At 71.4% G+C, this 18,210-nt stretch carries 16 protein-coding genes; 12 read left to right on the plus strand and 4 right to left on the minus strand.

Annotated features, from left to right (window positions below):
* Positions 1-4: 4 nt before the first annotated feature.
* The gene (locus tag OG700_RS24070; RefSeq protein ID WP_405616870.1) at positions 5-655 is read right to left on the minus strand and encodes a MerR family transcriptional regulator; all 651 of its coding nucleotides are present in this window, start codon (positions 653-655) and stop codon (positions 5-7) included.
* A 144-nt stretch (positions 656-799) separates the two neighbouring features.
* Here OG700_RS24070 and OG700_RS24075 point away from each other — a divergent pair, with 144 nt between their 5' ends.
* From OG700_RS24075 to OG700_RS24095, 5 genes are all read left to right on the plus strand, one after another.
* Positions 800-2,341: a flavin-containing monooxygenase gene (locus OG700_RS24075; RefSeq protein ID WP_405616872.1), complete on the plus strand. Its 1,542-nt coding sequence runs from the start codon at positions 800-802 to the stop codon at positions 2,339-2,341.
* Positions 2,338-3,285: an alpha/beta fold hydrolase gene (locus tag OG700_RS24080; protein WP_405616874.1), complete on the plus strand. Its 948-nt coding sequence runs from the start codon at positions 2,338-2,340 to the stop codon at positions 3,283-3,285. The genes OG700_RS24075 and OG700_RS24080 overlap by 4 nt, the downstream gene beginning before the upstream one ends.
* Entirely contained in the window at positions 3,282-4,163 is an 882-nt protein-coding gene (locus OG700_RS24085; protein ID WP_405616876.1) for an SDR family oxidoreductase, read from the plus strand. The genes OG700_RS24080 and OG700_RS24085 overlap by 4 nt, the downstream gene beginning before the upstream one ends.
* Before the next feature lie 91 nt (positions 4,164-4,254).
* Complete coding sequence (locus OG700_RS24090) at positions 4,255-4,449, plus strand: hypothetical protein (RefSeq protein WP_405616878.1); 195 nt, start codon at positions 4,255-4,257, stop codon at positions 4,447-4,449.
* Positions 4,450-5,114: 665 nt separating this feature from the next.
* Positions 5,115-5,333, plus strand: coding sequence for a hypothetical protein (locus OG700_RS24095; protein ID WP_405616880.1), 219 nt, complete (start codon positions 5,115-5,117; stop codon positions 5,331-5,333).
* Between the two features lie 162 nt (positions 5,334-5,495).
* Here OG700_RS24095 and OG700_RS24100 read toward each other — a convergent pair whose 3' ends face one another.
* On the minus strand, positions 5,496-8,903 hold the full coding sequence (locus OG700_RS24100) for a S41 family peptidase (protein ID WP_405616882.1): 3,408 nt from the start codon (positions 8,901-8,903) through the stop codon (positions 5,496-5,498).
* A 197-nt stretch (positions 8,904-9,100) separates the two neighbouring features.
* Here OG700_RS24100 and OG700_RS24105 point away from each other — a divergent pair, with 197 nt between their 5' ends.
* Positions 9,101-9,673, plus strand: a complete 573-nt coding sequence (locus tag OG700_RS24105; protein ID WP_405616884.1) for a TetR/AcrR family transcriptional regulator — start codon at positions 9,101-9,103, stop codon at positions 9,671-9,673.
* Positions 9,674-9,830: 157 nt separating this feature from the next.
* Positions 9,831-12,089, plus strand: coding sequence for an MMPL family transporter (locus tag OG700_RS24110; protein WP_405616886.1), 2,259 nt, complete (start codon positions 9,831-9,833; stop codon positions 12,087-12,089).
* Between the two features lie 133 nt (positions 12,090-12,222).
* Here OG700_RS24110 and OG700_RS24115 read toward each other — a convergent pair whose 3' ends face one another.
* Positions 12,223-12,639 carry an SsgA family sporulation/cell division regulator gene (locus OG700_RS24115; protein WP_405616888.1) on the minus strand — a complete coding sequence of 139 codons (417 nt, stop codon included), beginning with the start codon at positions 12,637-12,639 and terminating at the stop codon, positions 12,223-12,225.
* A 249-nt stretch (positions 12,640-12,888) separates the two neighbouring features.
* Here OG700_RS24115 and OG700_RS24120 point away from each other — a divergent pair, with 249 nt between their 5' ends.
* From OG700_RS24120 to OG700_RS24140, 5 genes are read left to right on the plus strand one after another with little or no spacing between them, the layout of a single operon-like run.
* Positions 12,889-13,995 carry an energy-coupling factor ABC transporter permease gene (locus OG700_RS24120; RefSeq protein ID WP_405616891.1) on the plus strand — a complete coding sequence of 369 codons (1,107 nt, stop codon included), beginning with the start codon at positions 12,889-12,891 and terminating at the stop codon, positions 13,993-13,995.
* A 1-nt stretch (position 13,996) separates the two neighbouring features.
* Complete coding sequence (cbiQ, locus tag OG700_RS24125) at positions 13,997-14,758, plus strand: cobalt ECF transporter T component CbiQ (protein WP_405616893.1); 762 nt, start codon at positions 13,997-13,999, stop codon at positions 14,756-14,758.
* Positions 14,755-15,543: an energy-coupling factor ABC transporter ATP-binding protein gene (locus OG700_RS24130; protein WP_405616895.1), complete on the plus strand. Its 789-nt coding sequence runs from the start codon at positions 14,755-14,757 to the stop codon at positions 15,541-15,543. Before cbiQ ends, OG700_RS24130 begins: the two co-directional genes overlap by 4 nt.
* A 44-nt stretch (positions 15,544-15,587) precedes the next feature.
* A complete protein-coding gene (locus OG700_RS24135) occupies positions 15,588-16,790 on the plus strand; it encodes a serine hydrolase domain-containing protein (RefSeq protein ID WP_405616897.1) in 1,203 nt (400 codons plus the stop codon).
* A 7-nt stretch (positions 16,791-16,797) separates the two neighbouring features.
* Positions 16,798-17,598, plus strand: coding sequence for an SDR family NAD(P)-dependent oxidoreductase (locus OG700_RS24140; protein ID WP_405616899.1), 801 nt, complete (start codon positions 16,798-16,800; stop codon positions 17,596-17,598).
* A gap of 208 nt (positions 17,599-17,806) precedes the next feature.
* On the opposite strand, the gene OG700_RS24145 is transcribed toward OG700_RS24140, so the two are convergent.
* On the minus strand, positions 17,807-18,109 hold the full coding sequence (locus OG700_RS24145; protein WP_405616901.1) for a DUF6087 family protein: 303 nt from the start codon (positions 18,107-18,109) through the stop codon (positions 17,807-17,809).
* Between the last annotated feature and the right edge of the window lie 101 nt (positions 18,110-18,210).

Raw genomic sequence — 18,210 nt, forward strand, 5'->3', positions numbered from 1 at the left:
GGGGCTACGGCTTCCGCAGGCGGCGGTCCAGCGCCATCGAGAGTTCCGCGTCCACCACGCTCTTGGCGAGGGGGCGCAGTACCGCCGGGTCCGTGGTGCTCGCGTGGGTCTGGAGCGTGGTCGCGAAGAGTTCCGCCAGGGCGTCCGCGTGGGCGCGGACCTGGCGGCCGGCCTCGAAGACCGCCGCCAGCGGGACGCCCTCGCGGACCAGGGCGGCGGAGACGTCCAGCAGGCGGCGGCTGATGTGGACGAGGTCGTCGCCGTCGGTGGCGAGGTAGCCGAGTTCGAGCGCGGTGGCCAGGTTCTCCGCCGTGACCTCGCCCTCGAAGTGGTCGGCCAGGGCCTCGGGGGTGAGGCGGACGGGTGTCTCCTCGGTTGGTTCGCCCAGGCCCAGGACCTCACCCACGTCGCGTCCGCTCTCGAAGGCGGTGGCGAGGTCGGCGATGCCGTTGAGGGTGTGGCCGCGTTCCAGCAGGGCGGCGATCGTACGGAGTCTGGCCAGGTGGTGGCTGTCGTACCAGGCGATCCGGCCCTCCCGGCGGGGCGGTGGGATCAGGCCGCGTTCGCGGTAGAAGCGCACCGTGCGGACGGTGATGCCGGCGGCTTCGGCCAGCTCCTTCACGCGGTACTCGCGGGCTTCCTCCTGGTCGGACATGGCGGTCAGCATATGTCCTCGTACCGGCGGTAACTTTTCTTGTTCGCCCCCTACCCATGAGTAAGGAGCTGCCCTACTCTCTCTCAACAGTGCCAGTGATTACTGGCACTGTTGGGTGCGGGTACTCCGGCGGGAGGCGGCGGCATGGCCAGACACGAGCACGTACGGGTGGCGGTGATCGGATCCGGATTCGGTGGTCTGGGGGCCGCCGTCCGGCTGCGGCGCGACGGGATCACCGACTTCGTCGTCCTGGAACGGGCCGACTCCGTCGGCGGGACCTGGCGCGACAACGACTATCCGGGCTGCGCCTGCGACGTGCCCTCGCACCTCTACTCGTTCTCCTTCGCGCCCAACCCCGACTGGCCGCGCACCTTCTCCGGCCAGCGGCACATCCGCGCGTACCTGGAGCACGTCACCGAGACCTTCGGGATCCGGCCGCACATCCGGCTGAACCACGAGGTGCGGCTGATGCGCTGGATCGCCGACGCGGCGCACTGGGAGATCGAGACCTCGCGCGGGATCATCACGGCGGACGTCGTGGTCTCGGCGACCGGGGCGCTGTCCGACCCGAAGGTGCCGGACGTGCCCGGCCTCGACTCGTTCCCCGGCAAAGTCTTCCACTCGGCGCGCTGGGACCACGGTTACGACCTGCGGGGCAAGCGTGTCGCCGTGATCGGCACCGGGGCGTCGGCGATCCAGATCGTGCCGGCCGTACAGCCCGACGTGGCCAGGCTGACGCTCTTCCAGCGCACCCCGCCGTGGGTGATGCCGCGCGCCGACCGGCCGATCTCCGGTGCCGAGCGGTGGCTGCACCGCACGGTGCCGGTCACCGGCGTGGCGCGGCGCGGACTGCTGTGGGGGATAAGGGAGTTGCAGGTGCAGGCGTTCACCAAGCGCCCCAACGAGCTGGGGCTGGTCGAGCGCGTCGCCAAGGCCAACATGGCGCGGGCGATCAAGGACCCCGCGCTGCGGGCCAAGTTGACCCCCTCGTACCGGATCGGCTGCAAGCGGATCCTGCTGTCCAGCGCGTACTATCCGGCGCTCGCGCGGCCCAACGTGGACGTCGTCGCGTCCGGGCTGGCCGAGGTGCGCGGGTCGACCGTCGTGGCGGCCGACGGGACGGAGACGGAGGTCGACGCGATCGTCTTCGGCACCGGCTTCCATGTGACGGACATGCCCATCGCCGAGCGGGTGGTGGGGGCGGACGGGATCACCCTCGCCGAGGCGTGGAAGGACGGCATGGAGTCGCTGCGCGGGTCGACCGCCGCCGGATTCCCCAACTGGATGACCGTCGTCGGCCCGAACACCGGCCTCGGCAACTCCTCGATGATCCTGATGATCGAGGCCCAGCTCAACTATCTCGGCGACTATCTGCGCACCCTCGGCTCGCTCGGCGCGGGCGCCGCGCTCACCCCCCGGCCGGCGGCCGTCGAGGCGTGGAACCGCCGTGTACAGGAACGGATGAAGCGCACCGTGTGGAACACCGGCGGCTGCACCAGCTGGTACCTGGACGCCAACGGGCGCAACACCACCATCTGGCCGGGGACGACCACCGAGTTCCGCCGGGCGACGCGGACCGTGGACCTCGGGGAGTACGACGTCGTGCGCGTACGGGACGGCAGGACGCACGGCAAGCGGGACGGCGGCACGCACGGCAGCACGCACGCCAAGGAGGCACTTCGATGACGACACCCCCCAACCCCCGTGTGCTGAGCGCCACTTCCACCGACGGCTCGCGCCCGCACATCGAGGTGTACGGCTCCGAGGGGGCGCCCGCAATCGTCCTGATCCACGGCTGGACCTGCTCGACTCTCTTCTGGGCCGCGCAGATCGACGCCCTGTCCGCCGACCACCGCGTGATCGTCTACGACCAGCGCGGGCACGGCCGTTCGCCCGCGGTGGGCCGGGGCGGCCGGGGTCCGTACACCACCGACGCGCTCGCCGACGACCTGGAGGCGGTGCTGGGCGCCACCCTCGCGCCGGGCGAGAGAGCCGTCCTGGCCGGGCACTCCATGGGCGGCATGACGCTCATGGCCGCGTCGGCGCGGCCCGCCTTCCGGGAGCACGCCGCCGCCGCGCTGCTGTGCGGCACCGGCAGCTCGGAGCTGGTCGCCGCGTCGCGGGTGGTGCCGATGCGCCCCGGGCGGACACGGACCCGGCTGACCCGGCTGATCCTCGGCGCGCGGGCCCCGCTGGGGCCGGTCACGCCGGTCTCGAAGCGGATCCTGCGGTACGGGACCATGGGGCCCGGCACGGCGCCCGACCGGGTCACCGCGTGCGCGCGGATCGTGCACGCGTGTCCGCGCGGGGTGCGGGTGGGCTGGTCGCATGTGCTCGGTGAACTCGATCTCGACGCGGGCGTAAGGGAGTTGACGGTCCCCACGGCCGTCGTCGTGGGCACGGCCGACCGGCTGACGCCGCCGGTGCTGGCCCGCCGGCTGGCCGACACGCTGCCCCGCTGCGTGGGCCTCACCGAACTGACGGGTATGGGACACATGACACCGGTGGAGGCGCCCGAGGCGGTGACCGCCGCGATCCGCGATCTGGTGGACGACCATCTGCGGGCCGGTGCCGGTGCCGGTGCCGGTGCCGGTGCCGATGTCGATGTCGATGAGGAGAGTGCCGTATGAGCAAGGTCAGTCTCGAAGGGCAGGTCGCCGTCGTCACCGGCGCGGCACGTGGCGTGGGCGAGCTGCTGGCCCGCAAACTCTCGGCGCGCGGTGCCAGGGTGGCGCTGGTGGGCCTGGAGGCCGACGAACTCAAGGACGTGGCGAGCAGGCTGCACACCGAGTGCGAGCACTGGTACGCCGATGTCACCGACCACGAGGCGATGACCCGCGTCGCCGAGGAGGTCAAGCGGCGCTTCGGGAAGGTCGACATCGTCGTGGCCAACGCGGGTGTGGCGGCGGGCGGTCCGTTCCTGGACTCGGACCCCGTCGCCTGGCGGCGGGTCATCGAGGTCAACCTCATCGGCGGCGCGGTGACGGCCCGCGCGTTCCTGCCCGTACTGCTGGAGAGCCGCGGCTACTTCCTCCAGATCGCCTCGCTCGCCGCGATCACACCGGCGCCCCTGATGAGCGCGTACTGCGCCTCCAAGTCGGGCGTCGAGGCCTTCGCGCACAGCCTGCGCGCCGAGGTCGGCTACCGGGGCGTGGGGGTCGGCGTCGGCTATCTGTCCTGGACCGACACCGATATGGTGCGCGGCGCCGACGAGGACGAGGTAATGCGCGAGATGCGGAGCCGGCTGCCGTGGCCCGCCAACAAGACGTACCCGCTGGGGCCCGCTGTCGACCGCGTCGTGGCGGGGATCGAGCGCCGTTCGGCGCATGTGTACGCGCAGTGGTGGCTGCGGGGCACGCACTCCGTACGCGGGTATCTGCCCGGCATCATCGCGGCCGTCGGCAGCCGCCACATGCGGAGTCTCGACGCACGGCTGGGCGGGGTGGGCAAGGGGCTCGTGGGGGCGGGCGGGGCGGCCGACGAGCAGGCGCGTACGCAGCGTAATTGATCGAAATGCGCGCTATGTCGGGGCGTGTAAGTCTGGTCGAGGCCCGGGACTCATCCACGGGCCTCACCGGACTTCCAGGAGCGGATCTCTCATGGGTATCGCGGACCAGTTCAAGGACAAGTCGCAGTCGCTCGCCGACCAGGCGAAGAAGAAGATGGCCGACAAGAAGGACGAGGCGTCGGAGCGTTCCCCGCAGGGCGAGGACGGGGCGCGGGACGAGCAGGGTCAGGCGCGTCAGCGGGCGCAGGACGCGCGGGACCGCTTCGACGACAACTACGACGCCTGAGCGGGTAGTTGGCGGGTCGGCGCACCCGGTGCCTTGGCGCCGGGTGCGCTGCTCTGTGCGCCGCTCAGTGCGGGGCCGGGTGCGGGGCGGGGCGGGTGCCCCTCAATCGCCGGACGGGCTTCCTCTGGGCGACGTCACGAACCTGGGTTGCGTTGCTCGGCTTGAGCCTTGTGGAGTTCATCAAGGTGCCTTGCTTGCCGCCGCGTCAGCAACTCATCGATCGGTTCGAGAACCCGATCCCACGCGCGGTCCGCTTCCGGGGACCGATCGCGCGTCCGTGCATAGGTCTGAGCTGCGGTGATCGCGATGTCGTAGAGGGCGTGATCTGTTGGGAGGGCGGTCGAGCGCTCGCGTCGCAGCCACGCGATCAGCCACGGTATGTCCCTGGCCCAACTCGGGTTCGCCAGGGAACGCACACGCAGATACCCCAGTTGGTCCCACCATCTGCGACTGTGCCATTTACGCGAGTCTGCCGGCGGGAGGCCGGGTGGTAGATCCTTCACCGGATCCATCTTGCCTGGTGGTGGCGTGTGAGCCTACGGAGTTCTTCGTTCAGCGGTGCCTCGGGGTTCGGTGCCGCCCTTCGGGTCGACGCGAGGCGCGTCGTGTCCGGCGTCCGGCGTACGGCACGATCAGGATGTTTGTGGTCACGCCCATCGGCATCGGTGGTCTGCGACCAGCTGCGGGATGGGACGGTCACCAGTGGCAGGTCCTACGAGACGCTGAAGGACGAGCAGGTCCGGGGCAGAGGCTGGGACTTCAGGATCCTCGCTTACGGTCTGGGCGCGCTGACGCTTTCGGTGGGGCTCGCCGCAGCCTGGATAGGGCGCCGTCGGCGCAGGTCTCTCGAAGCCGACAAGAAATGGCACGAGCGGTGGCGTTGACCAGCGGTCCTCCCAGCGGTATCAGACCATCGCCACGCGTCTTCGCCTGCCGATGAACGCCCGCCCATCGGCAGGAACCAACCCCGGCGGGCCGCCCCGCACCGCAACCTCCGGTCGGGCTCGAATCGAGCCCGTCCGGCGATTGAGGACGCGGAACAAGCCCTAGCTTCGCGGCGGTAGCAGGGGGCGGCGGCGGTCCGGGACGTCCGCGTAGCCCGGTGGGGTTGCCGCGGGCTGTTTTGTCAGGAGCTCCAGCGCCACCCACACCGCGTCGTCCAATTGCGCGTGCCGGCCCTCCGCCCAGTCCAGCGGGGTGCGCAGCGCCTCGATGTCCGGCTCCACGCCGTGGTTCTCGACCGACCAGCCGTACGTGTCGAACCAGGCCGCGTTCATCGGCACCGTGATCACCGTGCCGTCGCCCAGCCGGTGTCTGCCGGTCATGCCGACCACGCCGCCCCAGGTGCGCTGGCCGACCACCGGGCCCAGCTTCAGCAGCCGGAACGCGGCGGTGATCATGTCGCCGTCGGACGAGGTGGCCTCGTCGGCGATCGCGACGACCGGGCCGCGCGGGGCGTTGGAGGCGTAACTGACCGCCTGGGCGTTGCGCGTCAGGTCCCAGCCGAGGATGCGCCGGGTCAGTTTCTCCACGACGAGTTCGCTGATGTGGCCGCCCGCGTTGCCGCGTACGTCCACGATCAGCGCGGGCCGGGACACCTCCAGCCGCAGGTCCCGGTTGAACTGCGCCCAGCCGGAGCCGCCCATGTCGGGGATGTGGAGGTAGCCGCATTTGCCGCCGCTCATCTCGCGGACGACCTCGCGGCGTTTGGCCACCCAGTCCTGGTAGCGCAGCGGCCGTTCGTCGACGAGCGGGACGACCGCGACGCGCCGTGAACTGCCCTGCCGGGTACCGCCGTTGGCCGTTGACAGATCCTCGGCGGGGCGGAACGTCAGCTCGACCGTCGTGCCGCCGGCGGCGGACAGCAGCGGGTAGGGGCCGGTCACCGGGTCGACGGGCCGGCCGTCGACATGGGTGAGGACCGCGCCCTCGCGGATGCCCGTACCGGCCAGCGGGGAACGGGCCTTGGAGTCCGAGGACTCGCCGGGCAGGATGCGCTTGACGAGCCATTCGCCGTCCCGGCAGACGAGGTTGGCGCCGAGCAGGCCCATGGCGCGCTGGTAGTGCGGCGGTCCCTCGTTGCGGCGGGCGGGGGTGACATACGCGTGCGAGGTGCCCAGTTCGCCCAGCGCCTCGCGCAGCAGATCGGCGAAATCGTCGGGGGTGGCGACGCGTTCGACCAGCGGGCGGTACTGGTCGAGGATCGCGTCCCAGTCGATGCCGCACATGTCGGGTTCCCAGAAGTACGCGCGGATGATGCGGCCCGCCTCCCCGTACGCCTGGCGCCATTCGGCCGCCGGCTCGACCTCGTGCAGGATGCGGCGCAGGTCGAGCTGGACGGTCGAGTCGTTGTCGCCTGGCTCGTTGGCGGGCACGGCGCGCAGTTCGTCGTCGTCCACGACCACCAGGCGTGAGCCGTCCCCGCTGAGCGCGAACCAGTCGAGGTGGTCGACGAGTTCGCTCTTGCGCGCCTTGGTGATGTCGAAGTGTTCGAGGGTCGGCCGTCCCGAGGTGTCGGCGGGGTTGGCGAACGTCTCGCCGAGCGCGCCGGAGATCGGCCAGCGCAGCCAGACCAGGCCGCCGCCGCTGACGGGTCGCAGGGCCGAGTACTTGGAGGCGGAGACGGGGAACGGCGTGACGCGGCTCGCGAGCCCTTCGACCTCGACCGTGACCGTCCCGTCGGGCACCGGAGTCGTGCCGTCGGACACCGCGACCGGCACCGGGTCGAGTCCGCCGGCGGCCGGACGGCCGTCCGGGGACAGCGCGAACGGCGACGGGGTCGCCGAGGACAGTGGCACGAGATAGGGGCGGCAGCCCAGCGGGAAGGAGAGGTCGCCGGTGTGTACGTCGTACACGGGGTCGAAGCCGCGCCAGGAAAGAAAGGCGAGATATCGGCCGTCCCGGGTGAAGACCGGATTCTCGTCCTCGAAGCGGCCGTTGGTGACGTCGACGATCGTACGGTCGGCGATCCGCGCCATCTTGATCTGGCGCAGCGAGCGGCCGACGCCGGGGTGGGACCAGGCCAGCCAGTCGCCGTCGGGGGAGAACGCGAGGTCGGTGACGGGGCCGTTGACGGAGCGGATGAGTTCGGTGACGTCGTCGGAATCGGAGTCGGAATCGGAATCGGAGTCGGAATCGGAATCGGATTCGGATTCGGATTTGGAATCGGGTTCGGGCGAGCCCGGGTCGACAGACTCTGACGATTCGTCAGGGACCGTCAGTATCAGCAGCCTTCCGTCGTGCGTGGTCAGCGCCAGCCGTTCGCCGTCCGGGTCGGCGATCAGCTCGTGCACGCGCCCCAGCAGCCCGGAGGCGAGCCGTACCGGCGGCCGGTCGCCGCTCGCGCGGGGCAGCTGGGCGATCTCGATCGCGTCCTCGCCGTCCGCGTCGGTGACATAGGCGACCTTGCCGCCGCTGCCCAGCATCTCGGGGAGCCGGACCCGTACCCCCGGCGTGTCCGCGATGGTGCGGGCCGGGCCGTCGCGGTGGGTGAGCCAGTACAGGCTGCCGCGTACGGAGACGGCGCTGGCCCGGCCCGTGGTGTCCACGGAGATCGCGTCCACGTGGTGGGCGGCCGGGACCTGGTAGCAGCGTCGCCCGGTGCGCGGGCCGCCGAGCCGTACCGACAGCTTGCGCGGCACCGCGTCGGGCGCCAGCGAGTCGACCAGCCACAGATCGCCCGCGCACTGGTAGACGACCCGGCGCCCGTCGGACGACGCGTGGCGGGCGTAGAACGCGTCGTGGTCGGTGTGCCGGCGCAGGTCGGTGCCGTCGGGGAGCGTCGAGTAGAGATTGCCGACGCCCTCGTGGTCGGAGAGGAAGGCGATGCGCCCGTCGACGAACATCGGGCAGTCGAGATGGCCGGGCAGATCCGCCAGCAGCCGCTCGCCGTGCAGCCACAGCCGCCCGGTGGCCCCGCCCCGGTACCGCTTCCAGGCGGCCGGCTCGTGCGGCGGCTTCCCGGTGAGCAGCAGGGTGCGCCGCTCGCCCTCGATGTCGGCGACCGCGATGTCGGCGACCGGGCCCCAGGGGAGTTTGCCGCCGGGGGAGCCGTCGGTGGGGACGCTGTAGGCCCAGGAGTAGTAGGAGAACGGCTGGCCGTGCGAGGAGACGGCGAGGATCTGCGCCGCGCCGTCCTTGTCGGGCGGCGTCCAGCCGCAGACGCGGGTGTCGGTGGAGCCCCAGTAGCCGAGCCGGCGGGACGGGCCGCCGGCCACCGGCGCCAGATGGATCTCGGGATCCAGGCTGCGCCAGCTCGTGTAGGCGATCTGGGAGCCGTCGGGCGAGAACCGCGGATGCCCCACTCTGGTGCGGTCGACGGTCACCCGCCACGCGCGGTCCGGGCGGTGCCTGGCCGACGAGAGGGGGGCGACCCAGAGGTCGTCCTCGGCGGCGAAGCACAGCAAGTCGTCGTGCAGATGCGGATAGCGGAGATACGCGACGTCGTCACTCACCCCCCAATGCTTTCCGTGCGGCAGGGGCGGGGCAACTCGTGGGCGGAGGCCGGTTGGCCGGATGTGTTCGGCGGGCGTGTTCTCTTTGTGGCGGAGCCCACAAGCGAAACGTTGCCGTTTCGATGAAGGCGGGGTTATCTTCGTACTGTACGAAACCGTTTCGTTCGGTACCTTGACTCCTTGACGGGAGGTCGACCATGGCACGCACCAGGCTCACGCCGGAGCGCGAGAGCGAGCTGTACTCAGCCGTGCTCGACCTGCTGCGCGAGGTCGGCTACGACGCCCTCACCATGGACGCCGTCGCCGGCCGCACCCACTCCAGCAAGGCCACCCTCTACCGCCAGTGGGGGAGCAAGCCGGAGCTGGTCGCACGAGCCCTGCGGCACAACAAGCCGACCGATGTCGCACAGATCGACACCGGCTCGCTGCGCGGGGACTTCCACGCCATGGTGTCGATGGCCGACGACTGTCAGATGGAGCGGGACTCCGCGCTGATGCGGGGCCTGGCCCTTGCCGTCCACAACAACCCCGATCTCCACCTCGCGCTGCGCGAACTGCTCATCGAGCCCGAACTCAACGGGCTCGGCGTCTTCCTGAGCCGTGCCGTGGACCGGGGCGAGATCAGCGCGGACCGACCCGCGCTGAAGTACGTCACCCACATGCTGGTCGGCGCCTTCGTCGCCCGGCAGCTCGTCGAGGACCGCTCGGTCGACCAGGCGTTCCTCCGCGACTACATCGACGCCGTGCTCCTCCCCGCTCTCGGCGTCTGACTCTCCCCGCAGCACCCCCTGGGCCGCTCGCCCACCTCCGGGGTTCCCCAGCGCTACCCGGTGCCCTTTCCGGCACCAGCATCTGACGCGTGTCGCTCTCGCGCCGTCGGCCGGCTCCCCATGCCCTTGATCCACGCCCAGACCGGGAGTACGCCTCGTGGCCACGTTTCTCTACAAACTCGGACGGTTCGCCTTCCGGCGCCGAAATCTCGTCGCCCTCGTATGGGTGGCGCTGCTGGCCCTGGCCGGCGTCGGCGCGGCATCCGCGTCCACCGCGACATCCAGCTCCTTCTCCATTCCGGGGACGGAGGCCCAGAAGGCCTTCGACCTGCTTGAGGAGCGCTTCCCCGGCGGCAGCGCCGACGGAGCGACCGCCCGCGTCGTCTTCAAGGCGCCGGACGGCGAGAAGATGACCTCCGCCGCCAACAAGGCCGAGGTCGAGAAGATCGTCGACGAGTTGCCGGCCGGCTCGGACCAGGTCGCGCGGGTCACCGACCCGTACACGGCCAAGGCCGTCTCGCAGAACGGTTCGACGGCCTACGTGTCGGTCACCTACAAGGTCAGCTCGATGGAGCTGACCGAGGAGACCCGTAAGGCGCTGGAGGAGACCGGGGGCGACGCGCGGGACGCGGGCCTGACGGTCGAGATCGGCGGGGACGCGCTCCAGGCCGTACCGGAGACCGGGGCCACCGAGATCATCGGCGTCTCCGTGGCCGCCGTGGTGCTCGTCATCACCTTCGGCTCGCTGATCGCGGCGGGACTGCCGCTGCTCACCGCGCTCATCGGCGTCGGGATCGGCATCTCGACCATCACCGCGCTGGCCAGTGTGATGGATCTCGGCTCCACCACCGGCATTCTCGCCACGATGATCGGCCTCGCCGTCGGCATCGACTACGCCCTGTTCATCGTCTCCCGCTACCGGGCGGAGCTGGCGGAGGGGCGTGAACCCGAGGAAGCCGCCGGGCGGGCGGCCGGGACGGCGGGATCCGCGGTCGTCTTCGCCGGTCTCACCGTCGTCATCGCGCTCGTCGGGCTCTCCGTCGTCAACATCCCGATGCTCACCAAGATGGGCGTCGCGGCGGCCGGTACGGTCGTCATCGCCGTCCTGATCGCGCTCACGCTCGTCCCGGCCGTGCTGGGATTCGCGGGCAGGCGCGTGCAGGGCAAGAAGCTGCGCGCCAGGCAGGACCGGGAGCGGGCGGCCTCGGCCGACGGCAAGGTGGCCGAGGGCAAGCCCAACATGGGCACCCGCTGGGCCCGTTTCGTGCTGCGCAGGCCCGTCGCCGTACTCCTCGCGGGAGTTGTCGGCCTCGGCGTCATCGCCGTCCCGGCGGCCTCGCTGGAGATGGGTCTGCCCGACGACGGTTCGCAGCCGACGAGCACTACCCAGCGCAAGGCGTACGACCTGCTCTCCGACGGCTTCGGCCCCGGCTTCAACGGCCCGCTGGTGGTCGTCGTGGACGGCAAGGGCGACGACAACGCCAAGCAGACCGCCGGTCAGGTCACCGACGCGGTGAAGGAGCTGAAGGGCGTCGCCGCCGTCACCCCCGCCACGTACAACAAGGCCGGCGACACGGCGACGATCACGGTCGTCCCGAAGGACCGCCCCTCGTCGGTGGAGACGGAGAACCTGGTCCACGACATCCGCGACGCGGGCGGTGAGATCGCCGTCGGCAGCGAGGCGAAGGTCCTGGTGACCGGCGCCACCGCGATGAACACCGACTTCTCCGAGAAGATGAACGACGCGCTGCTGCCCTACCTCGCGCTCGTCGTGGGTCTGGCGTTCCTGCTGCTGATGCTCGTCTTCCGGTCGATCCTGGTACCGCTCAAGGCGGCGCTCGGCTTCCTGCTGTCGGTCGTCGCCGCGCTCGGCGCGGTGGTCGCGGTCTTCCAGTGGGGCTGGCTCGGGGGCCTGTTCGGCGTCGAGCAGACCGGTCCGATCATGTCGATGATGCCGATCTTCATGGTGGGTGTGGTCTTCGGTCTCGCCATGGACTACGAGGTCTTCCTGGTCACGCGGATGCGCGAGGCGTACGTCCACGGGGAGCGGCCGGGACAGGCGATCGTCACGGGCTTCCGGCACGGGGCGCGGGTCGTCACCGCCGCCGCGGTGATCATGATGGCGGTCTTCGCGGGGTTCATCGGCTCCGGCGATTCCATGATCAAGATGATCGGCTTCTCGCTGGCCATCGCGGTCTTCTTCGACGCGTTCGTGGTCCGGATGGCCATCGTCCCGGCGGTGCTCGCGCTGCTCGGCAACAAGGCGTGGTGGCTGCCGCGCTGGCTGGACCGGGTGCTGCCGAACGTGGACGTGGAGGGGGAGCAGTTGCGGAAGATGCTGGAGAAGGAGTCGGACGGGGCGGGGTCCGGCCCGGAGTCGGGTCCGGGCTCCGAGAAGGAGCTGGTACGGGTCTGAGGCCGGGTCTCCCCCGACCTCTCCCCGACCTCTCCTCGACCTCTCCTTGACCGAGCCCGGACGGGCCGCGTGTGCGGCGGCCCGTCCGGGCTCGGGTTCGTGTGGGCTTCGCGCCGGCTCAGTCGGTGTGGGCTCAGTTCGTGTGGTGCAGCAGGCGGTCCAGGCCGCGCTTGGCGCGCAGTGGGTAGCGCTCCTCGCCGACCGGGACCGTCTCGTGCGTCAGCCGCAGGAACCGGCGCAGCGCGGCCGTGTCGAACTGGACCAGCGCCACACCGTCCGGCGAGTGGAATTCGAGCATCGTCTGGGCCCGGCCGCAGGGCCAGACGCGTACGGCCCCGTCGCCGGAGGGGGTGCGCAGGCCCGCTTCGAGCAGCTCGCGGGCGAAGGCCCACAGCACCTCGCCGTCGTCGCGGGACACCTCGGCGGGGAAGGCGACGCGTACGGCGAGGGGGTCGGCGCTGTCGTAGCGGAGGGTGACCGACAGGCGCCCGTGGTGGGGGGCGTCCGTGATGAGACGGACCTTGGCGGGCTGCTCGACGACGGCTGACATCGCTTCGCTCCTATGCGGCATTCGATGTAGTTCATGGCGCTTTACAGCACAACATACCTTTTATCCGATATTTAACGCCGTGTGTCCCGGAATCCCCAAACTTTCCGCGCCGTTCGGTGTCCGTACACCGGTTCGCATGGCAGGCGCTCTTGCAACTCGTTCGCAAGAGAGGACTATCTATGCGAACGGCTCACTCCGAGCGGTTCATTTGGAGCGGTTCGTCACGCCTGCCGGAAGCGGAGCCCGCCCATGCATGTCCCCGACGGAATGATCAACCTGCCGGTGTCGGCCGCCGCCGGCGTCGTCGCGGCCGGTGCCGTGGCGGTCAGCCTGCGCGGCGCCCGCCGCGAGCTGGGCGACGGACCGCTCGCCGAGGGCCACGGCGCGGAGCGCACCGCGCCCCTCGCGGGCCTCGTCGCCGCCTTCGTCTTCGCCGTACAGATGCTGAACTTCCCCGTCGCCGCCGGCACCAGCGGGCATCTGCTCGGCGGGGCGCTGGCGGCGATACTCGTCGGCCCCTTCACCGGGGTGCTCTGTATCGCCGTCGTCCTGCTGATGCAGGGCATCCTCTTCGCCGACGGCGGACTCACCGCGCTCGGCGTGAACATCACGGTCATGGGCGTCGTGACGGTGATCGTCTCGTACTCGATCTTCCACGGCCTGCTGCGGATCCTGCCGCGCAAACGCCGGTCGGTGACCGTGTCCGCGTTCGTCGCCGCGCTGGTGTCCGTCCCCGCCGCGGCGGCGGCCTTCACCCTCCTCTACGCGATCGGCGGGACCACGGACATCCCGATCGGCAAGGTGCTCACCGCGATGGTCGGCGTGCACGTGCTCATCGGCATCGGCGAGGCCGCGATCACCGCGCTGACGGTCGGGGCGGTCATCGCCGTACGCCCGGACCTGGTCCACGGGGCGCTCGGGCTCGCCGCGCCGCTCAAGCTGCGGGTGGACGGCGAGCTGGTGGACGCCCCGGCGCCCAGCCCCGCGCCCGCCGCTTCGGTCTCCGCGCGCTCGCCGCGCAGGCTGCTGGTGGCCGGTCTCGGCACCGCCCTCCTGCTGGCCGGCGTCGTCTCCTTCTACGCCTCCGCCAACCCCGACGGCCTGGAGAAGGTCGCCGCCGACAAGGGCTTCGACGAGAAGGTCGATGAGCACGCGCACGCCGCCGCCGACTCGCCGCTCGCCGACTACGGCATCGAGAACATCTCCAACACCCGGCTCTCCGGCGGCCTCGCGGGCGTCATCGGCGTCGGCGCGACGGTCGTCGTGGGCAGCGGGATCTTCTACGTGGTCCACCGGCGCCGTACGACGGTCAGCACGTCCGCCGGGTCCCCGGGCGCCTCCCCCGAGCGGGCCTGACATGGGCGCGGGCCACGCCCACCAGCTCTACCGGCAGGGACACTCGCCCGTCCACACGCTGCCGCCGCACTGCAAGCTCGCCGCCGTCCTGTGCTTCGTGCTCGTCGTGGTCGCCACCCCGCGCGAGGCGGTGTGGGCCTTCGGCCTGTACGCCGCGCTGCTCGCCGCCGTCGCCGCGCTCGCCCGCGTCCCGGCCGGCTTCCTGCTGCGGCGGATGCTGATCGAGGTCCCGTTCGTGGCCTTCGCCTTCCTGATGCCGTTCGTGGTGCCCGGCGACCAAGTCTCCTTCCTCGGGCTGTCGTTGAGCGTCCCCGGCCTGTGGGGCGCCTGGAACGTGCTGGCCAAGGGCACGCTGGGCGTCGCCGCCTCCGTACTCCTCGCCTCCACCACCGAACTGCGCGCCCTGCTGCTGGGGTTGCGACGGCTCAAGCTCCCGCCGATGCTCGTCCAGATCGCGTCCTTCATGATCCGCTACGGCGACGTGATCGGCGACGAGCTGCGCCGGATGTCGATCGCCCGCCGCTCGCGCGGGTTCGAGGCGCGCGGCGTACGGCACTGGGGGGTGCTCGGCAAATCCGCCGGCGCGCTGTTCATCCGCTCCTACGAACGCGGCGAGCGGGTGCATCTGGCGATGATGAGCCGCGGCTACACGGGCACGATGCCGGTCATCGACGAGATGACGGCCTCCCGCGCGCAGTGGACGTCCGCCGCCGCACTCCCGCTCTCGGCGCTCGCGGTCTGTCTGCTCGGCTGGACACTATGAGTACGCGGTCCCGGGAACAGCCGCCCCCGTCCCTCGACGTACGCGGGCTCGCCTACGCGTACCCCGACGGCCACCAGGCCCTCTTCGGCGTCGACCTGACCGTCGAGCGCGGGGAGCGGGTCGCCCTGCTCGGCCCCAACGGGGCGGGCAAGACCACCCTCGTCCTGCACCTCAACGGCATCCACACGGCGGGCGCCGGGTCCGTCACCGTCGCCGGGCTGCCCGTCGCGAAACGGCATCTCGCCGAGATCCGCCGCCGCGTCGGCATCGTCTTCCAGGACCCGGACGACCAGCTGTTCATGCCCACGGTCCGCGAGGACGTGGCCTTCGGCCCCGCCACGTCCGGACTGCGCGGCCCGGAGCTTCAGGCCAGGGTCGTCGCCGCGCTCACCCAGGTCGGCATGGCCGATTACGCGGACCGGCCGCCACACCATCTGTCCTTCGGGCAGCGCCGCCGGGTCGCCGTCGCCACGGTCCTGGCGATGGAGCCGGAGATCCTCGTACTGGACGAGCCCTCGTCCAACCTCGATCCGGCGTCGCGCCGTGAACTCGCCGACATCCTGCGGGCGTTGGACATCACCGTGCTGATGGTCACGCACGACCTGCCGTACGCGCTGGAACTCTGCCCACGCGCGGTGATCCTCAGCGAGGGCGTCATCGCGGCGGACGGGCCGACGCGGCAGCTGCTCGGCGACGCGGAGTTGATGGGCGCGCACCGGCTGGAGCTGCCGTTCGGTTTCGACCCCGCGTCGGTCCCTTCGGCGCCGGCGGCACCGTCGCGCTGAGCCCCGTGGCCCCGGCGGCGCCGCGAACCGTGCACCATGGAGGCATGAGCGGGATGGTAGGCGTCGCAGACGTCCAGGGCACGGTGGCCGCGGGCTTCGAACCCGTCAAGGACGCGTTCGTACGCAACTTCCGGGAGCGCGGTGAGCGGGGCGCGGCCGTCGCCGTGTACCGGGACGGGCACAAGGTCGTCGACCTGTGGGCCGGCACGCGCGACGTCGACGGCGCGGAGCCGTGGGCCGTGGACACCGCGCAGATCGTGCACTCCGCGACGAAGGGCGTGGCCGCCGCCGTACCGCTTCTGCTGCACCAGCGCGGGCGGATCGACCTGGACGCGCCGGTGGGCACGTACTGGCCCGAGTTCAAGGCCGCGGGCAAGGAACGGGTGCTCGTACGGCACCTGTTGTCGCACCGCGCGGGCCTGCCCGTCCTCGACCGGCCGCTCGGCCCCGCCGAAGCGCTCGACGGCGAGTCGGGCGCCCGCGCGCTCGCCGCGCAGCGGCCCCTGTGGGAGCCGGGCACCGACCACGGCTACCACGCGCACACCTACGGCTGGCTCGTCGCCGAACTGGTGAAACGCGTCACCGGACGCTCGGTCGGCCGCTGGATCGCCGACGAGATCGCCCGCCCGCTCGGCCTGGACTTCTGGATCGGGCTGCCCGCCGATGAGGCGCACCGGGTGGGCCGTATCGGGCGGATCGAGGAGCCCGCGGGCGGCGGTGGCGAACTGCGCGTGCGCCTGAAGCGCTCAGTCTTGGAGGCGTACAAGAACCCGCGCTCGCTCACCCGGCGGGCGTTCGACGCGATCGATCCCCCGCCGGACCTGAACAGCGCCGCCTACCGCGCCGCCGAACTCCCCGCGAGCGGCGGCATCTCCACCGCGCGGGCGCTGGCCCGCTGCTACGCGGCGATGATCGGCCCGGTGGACGGCCCCGGACACGGCTACCGGGGCGGCGACCGGCTGTTCGCGCCGGCGACGCTGACGGCCGCCCGCACCGAGGAATCGGCGGGCCCCGACCGGGTGTTGGCCGTCCCCACCCGCTTCGGCCTCGGCTTCATGCTGCACGGCGCGGGCACGCCGCTGCTCGGCCCCGGCTCCTTCGGACACCCCGGAAGCGGCGGCTCGCTCGGCTTCGCGGACCCCGAGTCGGGCATCGCCTTCGGCTACGTCACCAACGGGATGCGCAAGGGCGTGACGGCGGACCCCCGGGCGCAGGCTCTGGTGCGAGCGGTCAGGTTGGCGTCATGATCGGCGCATGAGGCGATTCGAGAATCACGGTGCACTGATCACCGGTGCCGGGCGCGGCGTCGGCGAGGCGACAGCCCGGCGGCTGGCCGCCGAGGGCGCGCGGGTGCTGATCACCGACGTGGACGTCGAACGGGCGTCGCGCGCCGCGGAGTTGATCGACGGCGCGGAGCCGTACGGGTGCGACGTGGGCGACCGCGCGTCGGTCGAGGCGGCCGTCGCGTACGCCGTCGAGCGCTTCGGCACGCTCGACGTCCTGGTGAACAACGCGTACTCCTGTACACCGGACGTCCCGCTCTTCGAGGACGAACCGGACGAACACTGGGCCCGCGACCTCGATCTCACCCTGACCGGCGCCTTCCGCTGCGCGCGGGCGGCGCTGCCGCACCTGGCGGCGTCGGGGCGCGGCGCGATCGTGAGCATCGGCTCGGTCAACGGCGAACAGGACTTCGGCAACCACGCCTACAGCGCGGCCAAGGCGGGCCTCGCGAGCCTGACCCGCACCCTGGCCGGCCACGCGGCGCCGCGCGGGGTCCGCGTCAACCTCGTCGCCCCCGGCACGATCCACACGGAGGCCTGGCGTGGCCGCGAGACCAACCTGGAACGCGCGGCGTCCCACTACCCGGCGGGCCGGGTGGGCCTGCCGGACGACGTCGCGTCGGCGGTGGCGTTCCTGGCGTCGTCGGACGCGGGCTGGATCACGGGGGTGACGCTGCCGGTGGACGGGGGGATCCTGTCGGCGAACGTGGGACTGCGGAGGGCGCTGGCGGGGGAGCCGGAAGGGGAGCCGACGCAGGACGGCGCGCGGTAGTCGGGAAGCGATGAGTTCGGCGGGCGGCAGGGTCTCACCTGTCACCTGTCACCTGTCACCTGTCACCTGTCACCGAGTATCTCCAGGCTCCCAGGCAAGGACGGGTTCGATCATGTCCACCATCCGCACCCTTGACGTGCGCGCCGACGACATCGCCGCGATCCTGGACGACCTGCGCACCGGGGCCGGCCCATCTCTCTGTCGGCGCTCACTCACCCGGCCGGGGCTTGCGGTGCCTGCCTCGGCCGGCACTGAGAGGCTGAGACTCGGGGGTTGCCACCGTCGGCGGTTCCTCGTCGCGGGGGTGCAGGAGGCGTTGGGCAGCGGCGAGGTTCACCACGGTCCCGTGCGATTCCCAGGCGAAGCCGTTCCACCGCTGGATGACACGGGGCGCGTCGGGGTTCAGGTGTGATCCCTTCAGGCCGTCATCGGACACCAGCGGCACGGCTCGAAGCCGTCCGATCTTCGCGTCCCGGCGCTCCGCCCAGTCCGACAACGGCTCGTCGTCCATCGTGCTTCCCTACGCTCAGGAGACCCATCTCTCGGCAGAGTAGTGCGCACGCCGGTGATCGTGTCGCCGTCGAGCGGACAAGGTGCTGTTGCGTGCGGAGC

Source organism: Streptomyces sp. NBC_01508 (assembly GCF_045040315.1).
Classification (GTDB): Bacteria; Actinomycetota; Actinomycetes; order Streptomycetales; family Streptomycetaceae; genus Streptomyces.

Bases quoted from the DNA above. Each gene is read 5' to 3' on its own strand.
- OG700_RS24090 (WP_405616878.1), top strand. From the start codon at position 4,255: ATGGGTATCGCGGACCAGTTCAAGGACAAGTCGCAGTCGCTCGCCGAC.
- OG700_RS24115 (WP_405616888.1), bottom strand. From the start codon at position 12,639: ATGTCAGCCGTCGTCGAGCAGCCCGCCAAGGTCCGTCTCATCACGGAC.
- cbiQ (WP_405616893.1), top strand. From the start codon at position 13,997: ATGGGCGCGGGCCACGCCCACCAGCTCTACCGGCAGGGACACTCGCCC.
- OG700_RS24105 (WP_405616884.1), top strand. From the start codon at position 9,101: ATGGCACGCACCAGGCTCACGCCGGAGCGCGAGAGCGAGCTGTACTCA.
- OG700_RS24135 (WP_405616897.1), top strand. From the start codon at position 15,588: ATGAGCGGGATGGTAGGCGTCGCAGACGTCCAGGGCACGGTGGCCGCG.
- OG700_RS24145 (WP_405616901.1), bottom strand. From the start codon at position 18,109: ATGGACGACGAGCCGTTGTCGGACTGGGCGGAGCGCCGGGACGCGAAG.
- OG700_RS24075 (WP_405616872.1), top strand. From the start codon at position 800: ATGGCCAGACACGAGCACGTACGGGTGGCGGTGATCGGATCCGGATTC.
- OG700_RS24085 (WP_405616876.1), top strand. From the start codon at position 3,282: ATGAGCAAGGTCAGTCTCGAAGGGCAGGTCGCCGTCGTCACCGGCGCG.
- OG700_RS24140 (WP_405616899.1), top strand. From the start codon at position 16,798: ATGAGGCGATTCGAGAATCACGGTGCACTGATCACCGGTGCCGGGCGC.
- OG700_RS24070 (WP_405616870.1), bottom strand. From the start codon at position 655: ATGTCCGACCAGGAGGAAGCCCGCGAGTACCGCGTGAAGGAGCTGGCC.
- OG700_RS24130 (WP_405616895.1), top strand. From the start codon at position 14,755: ATGAGTACGCGGTCCCGGGAACAGCCGCCCCCGTCCCTCGACGTACGC.
- OG700_RS24080 (WP_405616874.1), top strand. From the start codon at position 2,338: ATGACGACACCCCCCAACCCCCGTGTGCTGAGCGCCACTTCCACCGAC.
- OG700_RS24120 (WP_405616891.1), top strand. From the start codon at position 12,889: ATGCATGTCCCCGACGGAATGATCAACCTGCCGGTGTCGGCCGCCGCC.